This window comes from Flaviaestuariibacter amylovorans, assembly GCF_039541815.1.
In the GTDB taxonomy this organism is placed as follows: Bacteria; Bacteroidota; Bacteroidia; order Chitinophagales; family Chitinophagaceae; genus Flavisolibacter; species Flavisolibacter amylovorans.
In genome coordinates this window covers 431894-450201 of sequence record NZ_BAABGY010000006.1, presented here as the reverse complement: position 1 = coordinate 450201, position 18308 = coordinate 431894, and the positions used below count along the sequence as shown (strand labels likewise).

Genomic DNA, 18308 nt, shown 5'->3' with positions numbered 1-18308 from the left:
GAACGAGATACCAGACCTTCGGTCCATGGATCCTGAAGAGCAGCCCTACGAACAACCGGTCTATACCATCCCGCTGGACGAGGTGCTGGCGTTTGTACGCATGCAAACAAAGCGTCCCGACGCGGGGGCCGACAGCGACCTTTTCGCTGACCTGCACTGCACCGGCAAGTCGTTCAACAAGCTCGTCGAGGCCTTTGGACGGGAGTTCAATGTGGACGTGACGGGCTATAAATGGTACTTCCATACCGACGAAGACGACCACAGCATCGGCACGATGCTGTTCAAGCCGCCCAACGAGCGGGTACAGCGGATGCCTATTACCCCCGAAAAGCTGTGGGTGATGGCCAATGAAGGCCATTGGAACATCAACTACCCGGAGCACGAGCTCCCCTCCTCCCGCGCCGACATCTTCATCAACATCCTCATCTTCATCGCCGGCGCCCTGCTGCTGGCCTATATCGCGAAGCGCTGGTAGGCCCGGAGTTCCGGCCCCGGCCCCCTGTCCCCCGTAGGGGGAACTTAGGTCATTTCCTTCCCCACGATAGCGGTTCGTATCAAAGCACCAAATGTTGAATTTAGGAGGGGTGGAAAGTGCTTGCAAACCGGTGCCAGCCCACTTCATTTGTTCATATGCTGATATGTTCCTGTATTCACATTCTAGCCTCTTCATGTAGAAAGCCCCGGCGCATCGCGGGGGCTTTCGAATAAAACAAAGTGGAGCAATGGTCCAGGAAAGAAAAGAAGGCTCCACCTAAGTTCCCCCTAGGGGGACAGGGGGCCGGGGCCGCTACAGCGGGCCGCGCACCGACAGCGTATGCATATCCCGCAGCTTCTGCAGGCAGGGCTCCTCGTCTTTTTTCGGTACGCCGATCACCGTACGGCAAAACAGGAGGTTTTCCTGCTCGTCGATGGTGCAGCCGAAACGCTTGACTACGGTCATCACGTCGTTCATCAAAGTATAGTCGAATTGCAGCTCATAGCGCACGAGGATCGGCTTCTGGATGACGGGGGTAAGCTGCAGGGCAAAGGAGGCCGACGTTTTATAGGCGTTGATGAGACCGGGCACGCCGAGCAGGGTGCCGCCGAAGTAGCGTACTACTACGATCGCGGTGTTGGTGATGCCTTTGGAATCGAGCTGCCCCAGGATCGGCTTGCCTGCGGAGCCGGAGGGCTCGCCGTCGTCGCCCGCGCGGAAGTTGTTGCCATCGGTGCCAATGCGGTAGGCGAAACAGTGATGGGCGGCCTTGGGATGCTCCTCCTTGAGGGCCCGCAGGCGTTTCTTGAAGTCGTCCGCGCTGCCGATGGGAAAAGCATAGGCCAGGAAGGTACTGCCGCGGTCGCGGAACTCGGCGAGGGCTTCTTTTTCGATCGTGTGGTAATGCGTCATGCAGGTAGCGGCACGGCGGCCGTGCCGTCGTTTTTGAGTTGGGCCGCAAGTTAGCGCATCCGGCCCAAAGACCCTTCCGCTTTGCGATACGTGTCGGCGCGGTCGGTGCCCAGGACGCGGCTGTGGAGCAGCACGCCGCCGGAAAACTGCGGCGCCGGGATGCCGCTGCCCACGCGGAGCGCCGTATTGGTCAAAACAAGCGTTTCGTCCCAGAGGCCGGAATCGATAAAGCATTGCAGGAGCTGGGCGCCACCCTCCACGAGCAGGCTCTGCAAGCCGCGTGCGTGTAAGGTCTGCACAATGCGCTCCGCGAATCCCGGGGATCCGAAGCCGTCGAGGTGCACATATTCGAGGCCGTGGTGCCGTTCGTTCTTGCCTTCGTTGAGCACGAGCGTGGGCAGGTCGCCGCTGAACAGCCGCAGGCCTACGGGCAGGCGCCGGCGCCGGTCAAGCACGATGCGCAGCGGCTGCGCGCCGGGCCAGTGGCGTGTGGAGAGCTCCGGGTCGTCGAACAGCGCCGTGTTGGTGCCTACGAGGATGCCAGCGTGCGTGGCGCGGAGACGGTGCGTGAGGCGCGCGCTCAGCGCACCCGAGATGGCCGCGCGGCGCCCGTGCAGACCAGCCACCTGCCCGTCGGCCGACTGTGCCCATTTGAGTGTGATGAAGGGACGCTTCTCGGTATGGAACGTAAAGAAGGCGCTGTTGAGCGCACGGCATTCGCCCTCCAGTATTCCTACGGTAACATCGACGCCCGCGGCGCGCAGCTTTTCGATCCCTTTCCCCGCCACCAGCGGGAACGGGTCGCGGCAACCCACTACCACACGCGGGATCGCGTGCCGGATCACCAGGTCCGCACAGGGAGGCGTCTTGCCGAAGTGCGCGCAGGGCTCCAGGGAAACATAAAGCGTGGCCTCCGCAATGAGGGGCTTGTCTTCCTCCCGCACCGACTCCAGGCATTCCACCTCGGCATGCACGCCCCCGAAGCGGCGGTGCCAGCCCTCGCCGATTATACGGTCGCCATGCACCAGCACTGCGCCTACCATGGGGTTGGGCGCTACCGCCCCCCGCCCGTTGCGGGCCAGCTGGAGGCAGCGAAGCATATAGGTATCGTGTGGCAGCATGGGAGCGGTTGGGTTCCAAAAATAAAGAAAGGATTATGTTTGGCTCATGAAAACAGGAGCCGCCGAAAAAGAGCTTGCCCGCCAGCTTGAAGCCGTTTACGATGCCGGTGAAAGCGCGGCCGTGGCGACGCTGGTGTTCGAGGCCCTTACCGGCCTGGACCGCTCGCGGCTGCGGCTGCAGCGAGAAACCGGGCTGACCGACGAGCAGGTGCTTCGCCTTGAGGCCATCACGCGGCGGCTCTTGCAGGAAGAACCGGTTCAGTATGTGCTCAACGAGGCCTGGTTCGCCGGCATGCGCCTGTATGTTGACCCGGCCGTGCTCATCCCGCGTCCCGAAACCGAGGAGCTCGTGGAGTGGATCGTTTCCGACCTACGCGCGCGTGGCCTCGATGTATTTGACAAGGCTCCCAACGGTGCCGACCGCACCGAAGTGCTGAAGGTGCTCGACGTGGGCACGGGCTCGGGCTGCATCGCCCTCGCACTGAAGCAGCGGATGCCGCGCGCCGAGGTGTGGGGCTGCGACGTGAGCGACGAGGCGCTGAACGTAGCGCGCCGCAATGGCTCCACGCTCGACATCCGCGTCGACTTCCAGGGCGTGGACTTCCTGAGTGATGCCCAACAGACGCTGCTCCCTTCGGTGGACGTGCTCGTCAGCAACCCGCCCTATATCCCTTTGAAGGACCGGAGCAGCATGCACGGCAACGTGGTGCAATGGGAGCCGCATACCGCGCTGTTCGTGCCCGATAACGACCCCTTGCTCTTCTACGCGGCGATCGCCCGCTTCTGCAACCGCCGCCTGCATACGGGTGGGGTCGTCTACCTCGAGATCCACGAGGAGCTCGGCGCCGCTGTTACCGAACTGTTCCGGCATGCCGGCTACGCCAACGTAGAACTACGGAAAGACCTGCAAGGTAAGGACCGGATGGTACGTGTGAGCAGGATTTAGAGAAGGGTTCAGGAAGTTTAGATGGTTTAGAAGGGTTGGAGAACAGCCTGACCGCGGGTAAACGGCTGCGGGTAATAGAAAAGGGACGCCACAAAGCAACCCTTTACCAATTAACAAATAGACTAATAGACTATTTTACCAGTGCCACCACTTTGGCGTTGTATTTTTTGGCGATGTTCATGATCTTGAATACTTCGCCGTAATAAGCCGACGTATCGGCGTTCAGCACTACCGACGGGGTATCCACGGCCTTGCGCTGGTTCTCGATCTCTACCCGGAGCAACGTATCCATACGGGCAAAGTCTACCTGGCGGGTGCCGATATAGAACTGGTGATCCTTATTGATGCTGACGACGATGTTCTGCTTCGCCTTCGTGTCTTTGCCACCGCGCGGGTTATTGACCCGTACGAGGTTGGGGTTGGCGAGCGTAGCGGCAATGAGGAAGAACAGCAGCAGGATGAACAGGATGTCGTTCAGCGGGCCGGTGTGCACCTCGGTATGGGCCTTTAGTTTTCTGCGGATGTTCATGGGCGTTCGGGGATTCGGTGATCAATGACCTTATCGGGCGGGCTCCTGCAGTACGTCGATGAACTCAGCACTCGAGGCTTCCATCCGGTTCGCCGTCTTGTCGACCTGCGTGGTGAGGTAGTTGTGCGCGATATAGGCCAGCAGGCCGATGATGAGGCCCGTTGCCGAGGTGATCATTTTGGTGTAGATACCGCCGGCCATCGTCTGGATGGTGAAGTCACCGGTGGAGGCGAGGTTGTAGAACAGCTGAAACATCCCGAAGATGGTACCGAGGAAGCCGAACATCGGCGCGATACCCGCGATGAGGGAAAGAACCGACAGGTTGCGCTCCAGGCGGTAGAGTTCCAGCTTGCCCACGTTTTCCATGCTCTTCTCGATGATCTCGATATCCTTGCCGAGGCGCTGGATGCCCTTGTCGATGATCCGGGCCACCGGGTTGTTGATGTTCTTGGCATAGCTGCGCGCGGCCGATACGTTTCCGTTGACGATGTGGTCGCGGATGATGTTCATGAAGTTGGCGTCTATCTGGGACGCTTTGCGGATGGCCTGCAGGCGTTCGAAGAACATGTAGATCGTAAGCAGGAACAGCACTGCCAGCGGGATCATCAGCCAGCCCCCAAGCGTCAGCAGCTCATAGAATGAGATGGAGCCGTCGTTGTTGGCATCGGTGGCGGCGGCTGCGCCGGAGGCCAGCTTCGTGGCCGTGTCAAGTGTCTGCAGCAGGTTGATCATAGACTCGGTTCTACTTTGAGGTCGTAAATGTAATACAAGCCCCTATAACGCGGGCCGGTACGGCTTATTGTTCCGAAAATAAGAGGGAAAGCCACACTCCCAGTTTAACCGAAGGGCAACTTTGTCGGGGCTTTAACAACCTCACCCCCGGCTCCTCTCCGGGAGAGAGGGGTGCCTCTGTGGTGCCTACTTTATTTCTACGAAACGATCTTAACGCCGGGCATGCGCGTTTGCCAGCTGATACTGGTGCTTGATCCATCTGCGCCTATCGTATCGATCATAGCCTCCGAAGCCTCGGGGCTGCGTTCCTTCTCGCTCCCCGACAAAAAAGGAGCGCCGCAGCGCCCCTTCGATATTCGTTATTCGTTGTTCGTTATTCGATATTCATTTCCCTGCATTCCGGCCGGCTTGATCATCAGCGCCTGGATCTGCTTCATGGTGTTCTCCATGCCCTGCGAGGAGCCGTCGAGGAAGATGACGTTGCCCTTGCCGTACTCGGCGAAGTTCTTGATCGCTTCCGTCCACATGCTGAAGAGGATCACGTTGGTGTCGAGGTTGGCTTGCTTCATCTGCTCGGCGGCCTCGGTCATACCGCGGGCCACCTCCTGCCGGAAGAGCGCCACACCCTGCCCGCGCAGCCGTGCTGCCTCGCGCTCCGCCTCGGCGGCGATCTTGATGGCGTTACCCTCGGCCTCTGCCGATTTGGTTTTGGTGATCAGCAGCGCCTGGCCCTCGTTCTCGGCGGCCGCCTTCAGGTTGTTGGAGGCCACCACCTTGCTCATGGAGTCCAGGATGGCTTTGTCGAAGGTGATGTCGTTGATCTGGAGGTCGAGCAGGTGATAGCCCCACTCCTCGAGGGTATGGTCGATCTCCACCTTCACGTATTCCACGATATCGCGCCGCAGGCCCAGTACCTCGGCCTGCTTGCGGGTGGCCACAAAGGAGCGGATATTGCCTTCGATGGTGCGCACCAGTGCCTGCATCAGGTCTTTCTCGCTGATGAACTTGAAGGCCACCTTCTTGATCGTTTCCTCCTCGGCGTTCTGGACGGCGAAGAGCAGCATGCTTTTGAAGTAGACGTTGGCCTGGTCCTGCGTCACCGCCTGGAACTCGAGCTCCACCGATCGGTTCTGGATCGACACCTTGCGAAAGAGCTGCTCGAGCACGGGGATCTTGAAGTTGAGGCCCGGGCGCACGATGCGCTGGTACTTCCCGAACATCGTGATCACGCCGATATAACCCTGGTTGATGGTGAAGATGCCGCTGAAGATGATGAACAGCACCAGGAGCAGCCACCAGTAGTCGAAGATAAAGCCAACGAAGCCCGAAGGCTCGGTCTGGAGAAGGAACATAAGCAATCCATTTTGATTTGAGCTTAAAGATAAGCCTTGTGGTGTATGGACGCCGATAATGGAACGCGGGGCAATGTAACGGGTTTGTTCTGCATCTTCACCAGGCTTCGTGGCTGGTCCTTTTCAAAAACCCACGGCTGATCCTTCGCTCCAATCGGGATTTCAACGCGGGCCGGCCCTTTTCTAAAACCCACGGCTGAAGCCGTGGGCTGGTATGTTTCGAAAACCCATGGCTGAAGGCATGGGCTAGTGCGAGGCAACCATCCAAAACCAACTAAAACCATCCTAGACCGTTCAAAACCCTTTCCCTCCCCTACCGTATAAATACGTAAATGTCCACCCTGCGGTTGCGGCGGCGGCCCTGGGGCGTGCGGTTGTCGGCAATGGGACGGCTGCGCCCGAAGCCCCGCGCTGCCACCGGCACCTCGATGCTGTATTGCAGGTAGGTAGCCACTGCCTGCGCCCGGTTGGCCGATAGCTCCAGGTTCCACTCCTCGGTGCCCAGGCTGTCGGTATGGCCTTCCACCACCACCGAGTCGAGCACAAAGGCCTGCTGCTTGCGCATGAAGGAATCGAGCGCGAGCAGCGCCCGCTTGTTGAGCTCCCAGCTGTTGGTGGCAAAGAGCACGTCAGGCACCTCGAGCGTATCCACGTGCAGGATCTTGGTAGGTGGCAGCTCCACCGGCTTCGGCGGCAACTCGCTGTTGTCCTTGATCCGGCGCTGCAGGTACTCGTGGCGCTCGTCTTCCTCGTACACCCCTGCGGCGCGGCGGCGCCAATCCGTGCACAGGCGCTCAACGGGATCGAGGGGCAGCAGGGTCACATCGTCGATAAAGAAGAAGTTGTGGTGCTGAATGGCGGGGTGGCTCGGGTAGCGCCAATCGCCCCGGCGGAAGTTGCCAAAAGCAAGGAAGGCCTCGTCGCCCCGGGCCACGTAGTCGATCGTGATCCGCTGCCAGTTCGAATCGATCCGTGCAGCGCGCTCGCGGGCATCCCGGAAAAATACGGACGGCGTCCGCTCCGGGAACGGCTGCTTGTCGAACAAAGGATCATCGGCACGAAACGATACCCCCAGCGAGTCGATCATCGTGGGATAGGGCGACTTCACGAAGAACTGCAGCCGGTAGGTTTTGCCGCGGCGCATGGCGCACAGGAGGCGCGACCGTACGAAGGTGCGGAAATACGGCTTCTCGTAATTGCCGGCCACTACCGCGATGAAGCGCTCTCCTCCATGTGCCCGCCCGGCGCCGATATAATAATAGTCGAAGGAAGGGATCGTATACAGCCAGGCCTCCGGAGCGCAATGCACCCGGTACTCCGCGCAAATGTTCGGCTCCTCAAAGCCACCGTTGAGCAGCAGGCTTTGGGCAACCGCCCGTTGAGACAGCAGGAGCAGGATCAGCAGCAATGCGCGCATTCGGAAACAAACAGCCTTTTTCCGGGCCCGTCACGACGCCGGCTTTTCGGCCCAGATGCTGCATAAATGTACGATTGTTTCCACGGCTTTGTTCATGTCCTGCACACTCACGAACTCCTTCATCGAGTGAATGCCCTGCATGCCGGCAAACAGGTTCGGACAGGGCAGCCCCATGAACGACAGCCGGCTGCCATCGGTACCGCCACGGATGCTTTCCATCTTCAGCTCCAGGCCGCTACGGCGGATGGCTTCCTTCGCGTGTGCCACCACTTCGGGATGCTGGTCGAGCACTTCCTTCATGTTGCGGTACTGCTCCGTGATCGTGAACTCGTAGGAGGCGCCGGGATACTTTTCGAGTACGAGCTCCGTCAGCTCCCGTAGTAACTCCTCTTTGGGGCGGAGCAGCGCGGTATCGAAATCGCGGATGATGAACTCGAGGGTGCAGCGCTCGGCGATGCCCTCGAAGCGTACGGGGTGCACGAAGCCTTGCTTGCCGTCGGTAGTTTCCGGGGAGAGCTCCGACTGGGGCAGGCGTGCGAGCAGCTCGCCGCCGATCTTGAGCGCGTTCACCAGCTTGCCTTTCGCATAGCCCGGGTGCGTGATCACGCCATTGATGACGATCGTGACCGCATCGGCACTAAAGGTCTCGTCTTCGAGCGCGCCGGCCTCGCCGCCGTCGAGTGTATAGCCGAATCGGGCGCCGAGCTTTTGCATGTCCACCTTCGCGGTACCGCGGCCCACCTCTTCATCGGGCGTAAAGAGGATGCGGATGGCGCCGTGCTTTACCTCGGGATGCGTCATCAGGAAATGGGCGGCGTCCATGATCTCGGCCATGCCGGCCTTGTCGTCGGCTCCAAGCAGCGTGCTGCCCGAGGCGGTGATGATATCGTGTCCCTTCAACTGGTGGAGGTAGGGAAAGTCTTCGGGGCTGATGACGATGGTTGGATCGTCAGGAAGCGCGATGTCCTGTCCCGCATAATTACGGTGCAGGAGTGGCTTCACGCCGGTGCCGCTGGCATCGGGCGCCGTGTCTACATGCGAGCAGAAACAGATCACCGGCACCTCATGCTCCACGTTTGAGGGCACCGTGGCGTAGATGTATCCGTGCTCGTCGAGCTGCGCATCCCCGATCCCCATGGCTTTCAGTTCTTCCACGAGGATGCGGGAGAGGTCCTTTTGCTTTTCAGTGCTGGGCTGGCTCGCCGATTTCGGATCGCTCTGGGTATCTACCTGCACGTAACGCATAAAGCGCTCCGCGGCGGTGAAGGCGTAATTCTGGAACATGCCTCAAATGTAGGCGGTCTTGCGAAGTCAAAATTCAAAAGGCAAAAGTCAAAAAACTTAAAAAGCATCATTTCTCAACGGTTTCAGCTTCGTCTTACCTGCGACCGCAAATTCGAACCAGCATACCTACTCCCCAAGCCGATCACAGCATAAGAATGGAAGCTCCGTCCCAGTTGAAACGCCCCTTTTGACTTTTGAATTTTGACTTTTGATTTTCTGAACCCACCCGAAAAGAAAAAGGGCTGCCCGATGAGGAGGAGCCCTTTTTGAATTTAGATTTTTGACTTTTGCCTTATCAAGGCATGATGATGCGCGAGGTCGGCACGATCTCTACGAGCTCGAGGTCGAAGATGAGGTCCTGGCCGGCGAGCGGGTGGTTGGCATCGAGGAGCACGGAATCTTCACGCACTTCGGAGATGGTGACCGGGAACTGCTGGCCCTGGCCGTTGTTCATCATGAGCTGCATGCCTACTTCGGCCTGCATATTTTCGGGGAACTGATTTTTGGGGAACTCGAAGAGCATCTCTTCGCTCTTCTCGCCGTAGGCATCGCCCACGGGGATCTCGATGGTGCGTTTTTCGCCGGGCTGCATGCCCTTCACGCCTTCGTCGAAGCCACGGATCACCTGCCCGCTGCCCACCGTGAACTCCAGCGGCTCGCGGCCTTCGGAGGAATCAAAGGTTTCACCGCTGCGCAGCTTACCATGGTAATGTACACGGATCTTGTCGCCGTTCTGTACCTGTTGCATAGAAATTCAAGTTTTTAGTCTGCAAAAAATGTTCGTATGTCCTTGCGGCTTTCCCGCTTCCGGGATGCTGAACGTCCGCTTCGATCACCAGGTGGGGCAAAAGGGAGAAGGCGTTGCTACAAAGTCTCGCAAAGTACGTTTTTAACGGTTTGCCCGGCAAATTTTCCGGAATTTAGCAGCGCACAAAAGCAATACCATGTTTGCACGCATCCTTCCCGCCGCGCTCCTGCTGAGCCTCTTTGCCAGCTGTGCCGGTGCCCAGAAAACGAAGTCGACAGAGGCCGCTCCCGGCACCTCCGCAGCCGGTAATCCGGCAGGCGCGCAGGGCATTCTGCCCGCAGCCGAGCGCCCCGACCAATACCTGCCTCACCTGAAAGGAAAGCGCGTGGCGCTGCTCGTGAACCAGACCTCTACTGCGGGCGGCAAGCACCTCGTAGACGTGCTCCGCGCACAGGGTGTCACGCTGCAGGTCATCTTCGGGCCGGAGCATGGCTTCCGCGGCAATGCCCCCGACGGTGCCAAGATCGAGAGCAGCACCGACCCGGCCACGGGCGTGCCGGTGGTTTCGCTCTACGGCAAGAAGCTGAAGCCCTCGGCCGAAGACCTCAAGAACGTGGACGTGATGGTGTACGACATCCAGGACGTCGGCACGCGTTTCTACACCTACATCTCTTCGCTGCAGTATTATATGGAAGCAGCGCTCGAAAACAATATTCCCCTCGTCGTGCTCGACCGACCCAACCCGAACGGTCACTACGTCGACGGTCCAGTGCTCGACCGCAGGTTCGCCTCCTTCGTGGGGATGCAGCCCGTGCCCGTAGTGTATGGACTTACGGCCGGCGAGTATGCCCAGATGATCCTGCAGGAGGGCTGGCTCTCCGAGTCCGCCAATGCCGCCTACCGCAACCTGCAGCGTGCGCGCTATGCCGCCGGCGCCCGCTTCTTCCAGCTCCACGTGGTGCCCTGCGCCAACTATACCCACGGCAGCGTATACGCGCTGCCGGTGGCCCCCTCTCCCAACCTGCCCACCATGGCCACGATCTGGTGGTATCCCTCTACCTGCCTGTTCGAAGGCACCGTGCTGAGCGAGGGCCGCGGCACGCCGGCGCCCTTCCGCACGATGGGACATCCGGAGCTGCCGAAGACACTCTATTCCTTTACCCCGCGCGCCACTTCCGGCGCCCCGAATCCGAAGCACAAGGATGCGACCTGCTATGGGTGGCTGCTGCCCGAGCCTTCGGCCGCTACCGTCACCAGCACGCACAACAGGCTGCAACTCGGCACCCTGCTCGAGGCCTACCGCCTCTTCCCGCAGAAAGACTCGTTTTTCAAGGTGAGCACCTTCAACCGGCTCGCCGGCAATGATGTGCTGCTGCAGCAGATCCGGGAGGGCAAGAGCGAAGCCGAGATCCGCGCCAGCTGGCAGCCGGGCATAACCGCGTACAAAGCGATCCGCAAGAACTACCTTCTTTACCCGGACTTCGAGTAGAAAGAGCACGGATGCTACGGATCGAACGGATAAGTACAGATAGATACACACCATCCGTGTCAATCTGCAGCATCCGCCCAATCTGCGTTCTTTCTCGCCCCATCTTTGCCGCATGGAACTGAAGGATCTCCGAATTGTGTTCATGGGTACGCCGGACTTCGCCGTGGCTTCGCTCGATGCCCTCGTGCAGGCCGGTTGCCACATCGTGGGCGTCATTACCGCGCCCGATAAGCCCGCTGGCCGGGGCATGCAGCTGCAGGGCAGCGCCGTGAAGAAGTATGCCGCAGAGCGAGGGCTGCACCTCCTGCAACCGGAGAAGCTGAAGAATGAGGCCTTCCTCGAAGAGCTGCGCTCCCTCCGCGCCGACCTGCAGGTGGTGGTGGCCTTCCGGATGCTGCCCGAAGCCGTCTGGAACATGCCGCCGCACGGCACCATCAATGTACACGGCTCCCTGCTCCCGCAGTACCGGGGCGCGGCGCCCATCAACTGGGCTGTCATCAACGGCGAAACAGAAACCGGCGTCACTACGTTCCGGCTGCAGCACGCGATCGACACCGGCGACATCCTGTTGCAGGAGCGCATCCCGATCGGCGCCGACGAGACCGCGGGCGATGTGCACGACCGCATGAAGGAGACCGGCGCGCAGCTGCTCGTGCGCACGCTGCAGCAATTGACCGCAGGGACGCTGCACCCCGTGCCCCAGGCACACCTCGACCCGACCTCCCTCAAACACGCCCCCAAGCTGGTAACGGAAACCGGCCGCATCGACTGGACGAAGCCCGTACGCGACGTGCACAACCTGGTACGGGGCCTCTCCCCGTTCCCCGGTGCGTTTAGTACCCTTAGCGGGAAGATGCTGAAGATCTACCGCTGCCGCGTGGTGGCCGGCACACCGAACGAAGCACCGGGCACGCCCGTGACGGATGGAAAGACCTACTTGCACTTTACCTGCCCCGACGGCTACCTCGAGGTTGTAGCACTACAGCTCGAGGGAAAGAAGCGGATGCCTGTAGGCGACTTCCTGCGCGGCTATCGCTTCGAGTAGTTTCGCACCTACGCGCCAAAGACGCAACGAACGCCAATGAATGCAAAGAGGGAAAGCGATGCTTTCCCTCTTTGCTGCTTGCTCTTTGCGCAGTCTGCGCTCCTTGCGCGCCCCGAAGCCCCGGAGGCATAAAACTCAAAGCTTCAGCTTTGCCTGCAATTCCGGCGTCAGCGCGGCCTTCGGCAGCACGAGGCTGATGGTGTTGATGTTGAAATATGCTTCCGACACCAGCAGGTAGCCTTTGTACGGCCCCACCGTGCCCCAGGAGTTTTTCACGAGGAAGAAGGTGCGTCCGTCGCGGCTCTTCTCCACGCCCACGATGTGCATCAGGTGATCGTCCTGCGTTACAAGACTCTCGTACAGCGCTTGGCGGAGCGCAGCATCGGCCGGCAACTCAGGCGTTTCCGGGCTGATCTCTTCGGGCTTGTACTTCTTTTTTGCGTCGAGGAACAGAGCGAGCCCCTGCTCCTGCCGGAAGCCGTTGTTGCTGACGTCGGCGTCCCAGGTGATCGAGTAGCCCTTACTCACGGCGGTTTTCACGGTCTCGGTGAGCTCATTGAGCGGCAGGTTGTAGTAGCTGCCGTTGGAGAAGTTGTCTGGTACTTCTACGGCATAGGGCGTATAGTAGGGACGGTGCGTGAACGAGGTCAGGTTCACGAAATCGGCGCTGTTGAAGCGGATCACCTCGGCCGCAAACGACTTCGGCGTGTACTTCTTTCCTGCGTAGGTGAACTCGGCGGGCGGCGCTCCCATCCATTGGTCAAGAATGGCCGTGTATCCGGGCACCCAGTTTGCTTTTACCGCACCCGCCTTTACGACGCTGTCGACATAGCGCTCGAGTTGCTTGAACATTTTTGCGTGGTCGTATTCTTTCTGGCCCGAGCCGAGGCCGCTGTAAGCGCTTTCCGGCATGGCGCCGTACCGCTCCGTGGCGCGCACCGGGTCATGCCCGAGGCCGCCCTCGCTGAACTGGGTCTTGCCCAGCCGCAGGATGTAGTTGTGCGCTTTTTCGATATAGATATTGCGGACCGTGAACATCTCGCTCAGGTCGATCTCCGTAGCGGCGTTGACGATCGCCTGCGACTCGAGCATCGAGGTGGCGGAGAAGCTCCAGCAGGTGCCCGACATCTGCTGGTCTTTTACCGGTGTGGCCTTCACCACTTTCACGGCCAGGAAGCCGGGCAGCTGTATCTCGGTCTGGGCGTGAAGCGCGCTACCGGCCAGCAGCAGGGCAGCAAGGGTTGCGTACGAATGTTTCATATAGCAATTTTTGGAGGGATGCGGTGCATCGGTGAGTGCTTTTTTAAATCTACGAATCTTTGCGCACATCGGGGTTACAAATCGCATCAACCCCGGCAGCGGATCGGGAGAAGCAACATAACAAAAAGAAAGGTCGCCCGTAAGCGACCCATACAAATAAACTAATAGACCAATAGACTAATAAACCACCCGCACCGTGAACTTCTCGGCATCGCCCGTTTCGAGCACCGAGGCCGCGGCGTTGGAGAGCCGCACGTCGAAGCCGGTGTTCTGGCGGATGCCGCTCATGCCACCGAGGACCTTTGCGTAGACGGTCTTGCTGTTGGTGACGTTCACCACCTTTACGATGGTCCCGGGCTCGGCCCCGTCCATCAGGATGTAGTATTTCATGTCCTGCCAGCCGCTGGCCGTTTTGAAGATACCGGCGATGGCGTTCTGGTCCTTACCGGCATTCTGGGTGCGCAGTTGCTGCTCGTAATGCGTTTTAAAGAAGCCGCCACGGCCGTCGCTCACCGCGGTGCGGGGCGGGTTGCCGGCTACGGCCGGCGGCGTCACGGTTTCCACCTTGCGCGGCGGTGTATTGGGATCCACGGCAGGCGGATCGTTCTTGACCGGAGTATCGTTCTTGACCGGCGGGTCAACCTTCGGCGGCGTGGCGGTTCCGCTGCCTGCCGGAGGAGTGGCGGCCGTTGCTCCCGGAGTAGTGCCGGCAGCGCCTGCGCCCGTGGCTCCGGTGGCGCTGCCACCGAGGTAGCCCACCACCAGTTTTTGACCAACGACGATCGCATCGCTTTTCAGGTTGTTCCACTTGCGGAGGTCGGCCATCAGCACCTTCCCGTTCTTGCTGCTCACGCGGAACAGGCCTTCCTTTTCGCCCACCACGTAATGCACCGCGCGTCCCTGCGCGCCCGAAGCCTGCGAGAAGTTGGCGGCGGTAAGCGGGATCAGCACGGTCTGGCCCACGTTGAGGCCGTTCGCCATGTCGAGGCCGTTAAAAGCGGCAATCTCTTTCGGAGCAATGGAATAGGCGCGCCCGAGCGCATAGAAGGTCTCTTTGGCGGCAACGGTATGAACGAGGTGCGGGCCTTTGTCGCCGTGCTGCACAACGAGGTCCTGGGAGAAGCCCCAATACGAAAGGCACAGAAAGGCAAGCAGGATGATGGATCTTTTCATGGTGGTGGAACGTTTCAGTGTTCAGACAGGTAGCAGGCCGCCGGTGGGGCGGGTATACAAATATGTAGATTATTTTTCAAAAGTGGCGTCGTTGCCCGCGCTGCGGATGCGCCACTCGCGTGGGTAATAGTTGTTGAGGCGGTTGGGCAGCGCATTGATCCAGCCAAGCGGGTACCCTCCATACGTGACGGCCTGCCAGCCTTTCTGCGTGTCGAGCGCGAAGTCGGCCCGTTGCAGGTAGCGCACCGCCAGGGCCGCGTCGAGCTCCGTACGCGGAACCGAGGGGTGCAGGCGCGGACTCAGTGCGAGCGCATGATCGGGAATGAGCTTGTCGCGGATGGCCTCCCCGATACCCAGGCCTGCATTCTGGATGTAGAGCGCCCCTTGCAGCGTCGTGAACGACGAGAGCAGCGGCTCGGGCAGCGCGAAAATTCGCCCGCTGTGCCGCAGGAAGCGCAGCCCGTCGGCCTGCACCCAACGTTCGAGCGTCCCCGCTTCTTTGGCAGGCACAAGCTCGGGACGCTGCACTTTCCCTTTCGCAGCCGGGGCCGATTCGCGCTTGCGGAACGCCGCCAGGAAGAACCCCTCTCCTTTTACCTTGTCGGGGTAAAACCGGTAGCCCCAGGCGCCGCCGCCGGGCGACCGTACTTCTACGATACCCCAGCCCTCCTGCAGGCGAACCGGGAGCGACTCCACCGCGAAGCTTTCCGAAAGCCAGTCGAGGATGGCCTCGTCTTCCTCTGGCGAATACGAGCAGGTGGAGTAGATCAGCAGGCCGTCTTCCCTAAGCGCCGGCCAGGCATCGGCGAGGATGCGCTGCTGGCGCCCCTGGCACAGCTGTACGTTGTCGGTACTCCACTCGTTGATGGCCTCGGGATCGCGGCGGAAGAGGCCGGAGCCACTGCAGGGCGCATCCACCACCATTACCTCGAAAAAGCCGCCGAGGCGGGCAAAGTGCTGCGGGTCGTTGTTGGTGACCACCACGTTGTCGGCGCCCCACTTCGTGAGGTTCTCCACGAGGATGGCCGCGCGGCTCTTGATCACCTCGTTGCTCACCAGCAGCGAGCCTTCGGGCAGCAGCGACTGCAGGTGCGTGCTCTTGCCGCCCGGCGCTGCGCAGAGGTCGAGCGCAGTGAGCGGCGTGCTTCCGTCGGTATGCTGCAGCAGCGCCTGCTCCACGAACATACTGGAAGCCTCCTGCACATAGTAGGTGCCGGCATGAAAGAGCGGGTCGAACGTGAAAGACGGGCGCCGGGTTAGGTAATAGCCCGATCGGGTCCAGGGAATGCGCTCTGCCAGCGGCAGCTGCGCGCCGTCGGTGGGCTTGGCCGGGTTAAGGCGGAGAGATGTCACCTGCGCACCGGATTCATGAACGGCCGTAAATGCCGCGCGGTCGTAGCCGGGCACACCCTCGAGGGATTGCAGCAGTTTTTCGGGAATAGGCATGAAGCAAATATCTCAGATTTCAGATCTCAGATTTCAGATTTGTCGCAGACCGATCGCTCACTATAGGTGGCTACGGGGCTTTTGAACAATGGAACAGGGAATAAGGAACAGGGAACACTTTAGGCAGGAGAAGGAGAAGAAGGGAATTTTTAACGCTAAGAAGGGAAGGGGCTAAGGTTTTCGCTAAGAGCCCGGCTTGTCATTGATCTAATCCTACCAACAATGAAGATGGCTTCGATACATCGTACAAAAAGATCTTATGGATGAGAAGACTGGTCGACGCAGCTCAGAAAGCGCTTGATGCAATCATCCGCGCCGATCGTAATCAATCCGTGACATCTGCGTTCCTTCTCTCCTGTTGGCCCAATCGCTTCTCCAATCCCCATAAGAAAGGAGGAACGCGCGTCCCTCCTTCATCATTCAAAATTCCTTATTCCCTGTTCCATTGTTCCCCATACCTACAGGCTCTTGATCTCCCCGATCAGGTCCTGCAGCACCTTTTTGGCATCGCCGAACAGCATGGAGGTCTTGGGCTGGAAGAACAGGTCGTTCTCGATGCCGGCATAACCCGGCTTCATCGAGCGCTTGTTCACGATCACGGTCTTGGCCAGCTCCACGTCGAGGATGGGCATGCCGTAGATGGGTGAGGCCGGGTCGTTCTTGGCAGCGGGGTTCACCACGTCGTTGGCACCCAGGATCAGCACCACGTCGGTGGTCGGGAACTCGTCGTTGGCCTGCTCCATTTCCTGAAGGCGCTCGTAGGATACGTCGGCCTCGGCCAGCAGCACGTTCATGTGCCCGGGCATCCGGCCGGCCACGGGGTGGATGGCGTATTTCACTTCCACACCCTTTTCGTTAAGGAGCTTCTCCAACTCATGGCAGGCATGCTGCGCCTGGGCCACCGCGAGGCCGTAGCCCGGCACGATAAATACCTTGTTGGCATAGGCCATCACCACCGCCGCATCGGAGAGCGAGATCTCTTTATAAGCACCCTGGTCTTTGGTTCCTGCTGCAGCACCCACCGCCGCCCCACCGCCAAAGGAGCCAATGAGCACGTTCTTGAGCGAGCGGTTCATGGCACGGCACATCAGGATGGTGAGCAGCGTTCCGGCCGCACCTACGAGGATACCGCCTGTGAGCATCACCTTGTTGTCGTAGAGGAAGCCGCCGCAGGCCGCAGCTACGCCCGTAAACGAGTTGAGCAGCGAGATCACCACGGGCATGTCGGCACCGCCGATGGGCAGCACGAACAGCACGCCGTAGGCCAGCGACAGGAAAAAGAGCGCATAGAACAGTACATATACGGACGTATCGAAGTGCACGAACTTCAACAGCGGCGCCTGTATCCGTACCCTGTTGGCCGTATTCGTCAGCTCGCCGCTCACCGCGTCGGTAGAGAACGAAGAAGAGATGGTCGACAGCAGGATAACGGAGATGCCGATGATGGCCGCCAGCATCCCGAGGTTCACGAGGTGCTGCCCGCGGAAGGAGTAATCCTTGACCTTGCCATTGAGCTTGCCCCAGGCGATCATGGAGCCGGCAAAGGAAACCGACCCGATGATGAGGCCGAGGAAGATCACGGCCAGCTTGCCGTAGGGCACCGCCAGCTCGCCCTGCCCGATCACGGAGAAATCGCCGGGCAGCGCCACTTCCTGGATGAAGTGGCTTTTCAGGTAGTGGTTGAATTCGAGGATGGAGATGAGCGCGGCGCAGGCCCCGCCCATGCCATTGAAAAGGCTCACCATCTCGGGCATCGCCGTCATCTTGACGCGCCGGGCGCTCAGCACGCCGATCACCGTACCCACCACAAGGGCGAGAAAGATCAGCGGCAGGTTGTGCAGGCGCTCGCGCTCGAAGTTATTGAGCGGGTTCTGGTACAGGAAGATGGTACCGAAAATGGCGAGGGTCATGCCGCCGGCGGCGATGAGGTTGCCCTTCCGGGCCGTCTCCGGGTGCGACAGCATCTTCAGTCCGATGATGAAGGTGACCGAAGCGATGAGGTAGACGAAGGTGAGGATACTATCCAGTACGTTGAGGTTCTCTTCCATAGGACTACTTCTTCTTTTTCGATTTGAACATTTCCAGCATCCGGTCGGTCACCACAAAGCCGCCCACCACGTTGAGGGTGCCCAGCACCACGGCCAGGAAGCCGAGGGTGAGCGCAAAATAATCGTCGGACTTTGCCGAACCCATCACGATGATGGCGCCGATGATCACCACGCCGTGGATGGCATTGGCGCCGCTCATGAGCGGGGTATGCAGTACCGACGGAACGCGCCCGATGATCTCGATACCTACGAAGATCATCAGGATCACGATGTAGAACATTTCCCGGTTGTTGGCGATCCACTCCACTACCGGATTCACTAAAGGATTCAT

At 60.0% G+C, this 18308-nt stretch carries 17 protein-coding genes; 4 read left to right on the top strand and 13 right to left on the bottom strand.

Annotation, left to right across the window (positions count from 1 at the left end; translation table 11 throughout):
- The first annotated feature begins 25 nt into the window (after positions 1 to 25).
- Positions 26 to 475 carry a DUF1493 family protein gene (locus tag ABD937_RS08260; protein WP_345254986.1) on the top strand — a complete coding sequence of 150 codons (450 nt, stop codon included), beginning with the start codon at positions 26 to 28 and terminating at the stop codon, positions 473 to 475.
- Between the two features lie 312 nt (positions 476 to 787).
- On the opposite strand, the gene ABD937_RS08255 is transcribed toward ABD937_RS08260, so the two are convergent.
- The gene (locus tag ABD937_RS08255) at positions 788 to 1387 is read right to left on the bottom strand and encodes an IMPACT family protein (RefSeq protein ID WP_345254985.1); all 600 of its coding nucleotides are present in this window, start codon (positions 1385 to 1387) and stop codon (positions 788 to 790) included.
- A 50-nt stretch (positions 1388 to 1437) separates the two neighbouring features.
- Positions 1438 to 2508 carry a bifunctional diaminohydroxyphosphoribosylaminopyrimidine deaminase/5-amino-6-(5-phosphoribosylamino)uracil reductase RibD gene (ribD, locus tag ABD937_RS08250; RefSeq protein WP_345254983.1) on the bottom strand — a complete coding sequence of 357 codons (1071 nt, stop codon included), beginning with the start codon at positions 2506 to 2508 and terminating at the stop codon, positions 1438 to 1440.
- Between the two features lie 46 nt (positions 2509 to 2554).
- Here ribD and prmC point away from each other — a divergent pair, with 46 nt between their 5' ends.
- A complete protein-coding gene (gene prmC, locus ABD937_RS08245) occupies positions 2555 to 3454 on the top strand; it encodes a peptide chain release factor N(5)-glutamine methyltransferase (RefSeq protein WP_345254982.1) in 900 nt (299 codons plus the stop codon).
- Positions 3455 to 3584: 130 nt separating this feature from the next.
- Here prmC and ABD937_RS08240 read toward each other — a convergent pair whose 3' ends face one another.
- The 6 genes from ABD937_RS08240 to ABD937_RS08215 all read right to left on the bottom strand — a co-directional run bounded on the left by ABD937_RS08240 (position 3585) and on the right by ABD937_RS08215 (position 9516).
- The gene (locus ABD937_RS08240; protein ID WP_345254980.1) at positions 3585 to 3983 is read right to left on the bottom strand and encodes an ExbD/TolR family protein; all 399 of its coding nucleotides are present in this window, start codon (positions 3981 to 3983) and stop codon (positions 3585 to 3587) included.
- 30 nt (positions 3984 to 4013) lie between these two features.
- Positions 4014 to 4715 (bottom strand): MotA/TolQ/ExbB proton channel family protein, encoded by a 702-nt coding sequence (locus tag ABD937_RS08235; RefSeq protein ID WP_345254978.1) that lies wholly within the window; start codon positions 4713 to 4715, stop codon positions 4014 to 4016.
- Between the two features lie 359 nt (positions 4716 to 5074).
- Entirely contained in the window at positions 5075 to 6067 is a 993-nt protein-coding gene (locus tag ABD937_RS08230; RefSeq protein WP_345254976.1) for an SPFH domain-containing protein, read from the bottom strand.
- 313 nt (positions 6068 to 6380) lie between these two features.
- Positions 6381 to 7484, bottom strand: coding sequence for an OmpA family protein (locus ABD937_RS08225; RefSeq protein ID WP_345254974.1), 1104 nt, complete (start codon positions 7482 to 7484; stop codon positions 6381 to 6383).
- A gap of 30 nt (positions 7485 to 7514) precedes the next feature.
- Positions 7515 to 8768, bottom strand: coding sequence for a peptidase T (pepT, locus tag ABD937_RS08220; protein WP_345254973.1), 1254 nt, complete (start codon positions 8766 to 8768; stop codon positions 7515 to 7517).
- A gap of 295 nt (positions 8769 to 9063) precedes the next feature.
- On the bottom strand, positions 9064 to 9516 hold the full coding sequence (locus ABD937_RS08215; RefSeq protein ID WP_345254971.1) for an FKBP-type peptidyl-prolyl cis-trans isomerase: 453 nt from the start codon (positions 9514 to 9516) through the stop codon (positions 9064 to 9066).
- A 196-nt stretch (positions 9517 to 9712) separates the two neighbouring features.
- Between ABD937_RS08215 and ABD937_RS08210 the strand changes: the two genes are divergently transcribed.
- Together ABD937_RS08210 and fmt are read left to right on the top strand one after the other, a co-directional pair.
- Positions 9713 to 11005, top strand: a complete 1293-nt coding sequence (locus ABD937_RS08210) for an exo-beta-N-acetylmuramidase NamZ family protein (RefSeq protein ID WP_345254969.1) — start codon at positions 9713 to 9715, stop codon at positions 11003 to 11005.
- A 112-nt stretch (positions 11006 to 11117) separates the two neighbouring features.
- Positions 11118 to 12050, top strand: coding sequence for a methionyl-tRNA formyltransferase (fmt, locus tag ABD937_RS08205; RefSeq protein ID WP_345254967.1), 933 nt, complete (start codon positions 11118 to 11120; stop codon positions 12048 to 12050).
- A 135-nt stretch (positions 12051 to 12185) separates the two neighbouring features.
- On the opposite strand, the gene ABD937_RS08200 is transcribed toward fmt, so the two are convergent.
- The 5 genes from ABD937_RS08200 to ABD937_RS08180 all read right to left on the bottom strand — a co-directional run bounded on the left by ABD937_RS08200 (position 12186) and on the right by ABD937_RS08180 (position 18308).
- Entirely contained in the window at positions 12186 to 13310 is a 1125-nt protein-coding gene (locus ABD937_RS08200; RefSeq protein ID WP_345254966.1) for a C1 family peptidase, read from the bottom strand.
- Positions 13311 to 13487: 177 nt separating this feature from the next.
- Positions 13488 to 14483 (bottom strand): LysM peptidoglycan-binding domain-containing protein, encoded by a 996-nt coding sequence (locus ABD937_RS08195; protein ID WP_345254964.1) that lies wholly within the window; start codon positions 14481 to 14483, stop codon positions 13488 to 13490.
- Positions 14484 to 14552: 69 nt separating this feature from the next.
- Positions 14553 to 15929 (bottom strand): methyltransferase RsmF C-terminal domain-like protein, encoded by a 1377-nt coding sequence (locus ABD937_RS08190; RefSeq protein WP_345254962.1) that lies wholly within the window; start codon positions 15927 to 15929, stop codon positions 14553 to 14555.
- A 458-nt stretch (positions 15930 to 16387) separates the two neighbouring features.
- Positions 16388 to 17977, bottom strand: a complete 1590-nt coding sequence (locus tag ABD937_RS08185; protein WP_345254960.1) for an NAD(P)(+) transhydrogenase (Re/Si-specific) subunit beta — start codon at positions 17975 to 17977, stop codon at positions 16388 to 16390.
- 4 nt (positions 17978 to 17981) lie between these two features.
- Positions 17982 to 18308, bottom strand: coding sequence for an NAD(P) transhydrogenase subunit alpha part 2 (locus ABD937_RS08180; RefSeq protein WP_425185806.1), 327 nt, complete (start codon positions 18306 to 18308; stop codon positions 17982 to 17984).

Excerpts from the sequence above, each read along its gene's own strand:
- ABD937_RS08190 (WP_345254962.1), bottom strand. The coding sequence starts at position 15,929 with ATGCCTATTCCCGAAAAACTGCTGCAATCCCTCGAGGGTGTGCCCGGC.
- ABD937_RS08260 (WP_345254986.1), top strand. The coding sequence starts at position 26 with ATGGATCCTGAAGAGCAGCCCTACGAACAACCGGTCTATACCATCCCG.
- ABD937_RS08180 (WP_425185806.1), bottom strand. The coding sequence starts at position 18,308 with ATGAATCCTTTAGTGAATCCGGTAGTGGAGTGGATCGCCAACAACCGG.
- ABD937_RS08255 (WP_345254985.1), bottom strand. The coding sequence starts at position 1,387 with ATGACGCATTACCACACGATCGAAAAAGAAGCCCTCGCCGAGTTCCGC.
- ABD937_RS08195 (WP_345254964.1), bottom strand. The coding sequence starts at position 14,483 with ATGAAAAGATCCATCATCCTGCTTGCCTTTCTGTGCCTTTCGTATTGG.
- ABD937_RS08240 (WP_345254980.1), bottom strand. The coding sequence starts at position 3,983 with ATGAACATCCGCAGAAAACTAAAGGCCCATACCGAGGTGCACACCGGC.
- ABD937_RS08210 (WP_345254969.1), top strand. The coding sequence starts at position 9,713 with ATGTTTGCACGCATCCTTCCCGCCGCGCTCCTGCTGAGCCTCTTTGCC.
- pepT (WP_345254973.1), bottom strand. The coding sequence starts at position 8,768 with ATGTTCCAGAATTACGCCTTCACCGCCGCGGAGCGCTTTATGCGTTAC.
- prmC (WP_345254982.1), top strand. The coding sequence starts at position 2,555 with ATGAAAACAGGAGCCGCCGAAAAAGAGCTTGCCCGCCAGCTTGAAGCC.
- ABD937_RS08185 (WP_345254960.1), bottom strand. The coding sequence starts at position 17,977 with ATGGAAGAGAACCTCAACGTACTGGATAGTATCCTCACCTTCGTCTAC.
- ABD937_RS08235 (WP_345254978.1), bottom strand. The coding sequence starts at position 4,715 with ATGATCAACCTGCTGCAGACACTTGACACGGCCACGAAGCTGGCCTCC.
- ABD937_RS08215 (WP_345254971.1), bottom strand. The coding sequence starts at position 9,516 with ATGCAACAGGTACAGAACGGCGACAAGATCCGTGTACATTACCATGGT.
- ABD937_RS08200 (WP_345254966.1), bottom strand. The coding sequence starts at position 13,310 with ATGAAACATTCGTACGCAACCCTTGCTGCCCTGCTGCTGGCCGGTAGC.
- ABD937_RS08230 (WP_345254976.1), bottom strand. The coding sequence starts at position 6,067 with ATGTTCCTTCTCCAGACCGAGCCTTCGGGCTTCGTTGGCTTTATCTTC.
- ribD (WP_345254983.1), bottom strand. The coding sequence starts at position 2,508 with ATGCTGCCACACGATACCTATATGCTTCGCTGCCTCCAGCTGGCCCGC.
- fmt (WP_345254967.1), top strand. The coding sequence starts at position 11,118 with ATGGAACTGAAGGATCTCCGAATTGTGTTCATGGGTACGCCGGACTTC.
- ABD937_RS08225 (WP_345254974.1), bottom strand. The coding sequence starts at position 7,484 with ATGCGCGCATTGCTGCTGATCCTGCTCCTGCTGTCTCAACGGGCGGTT.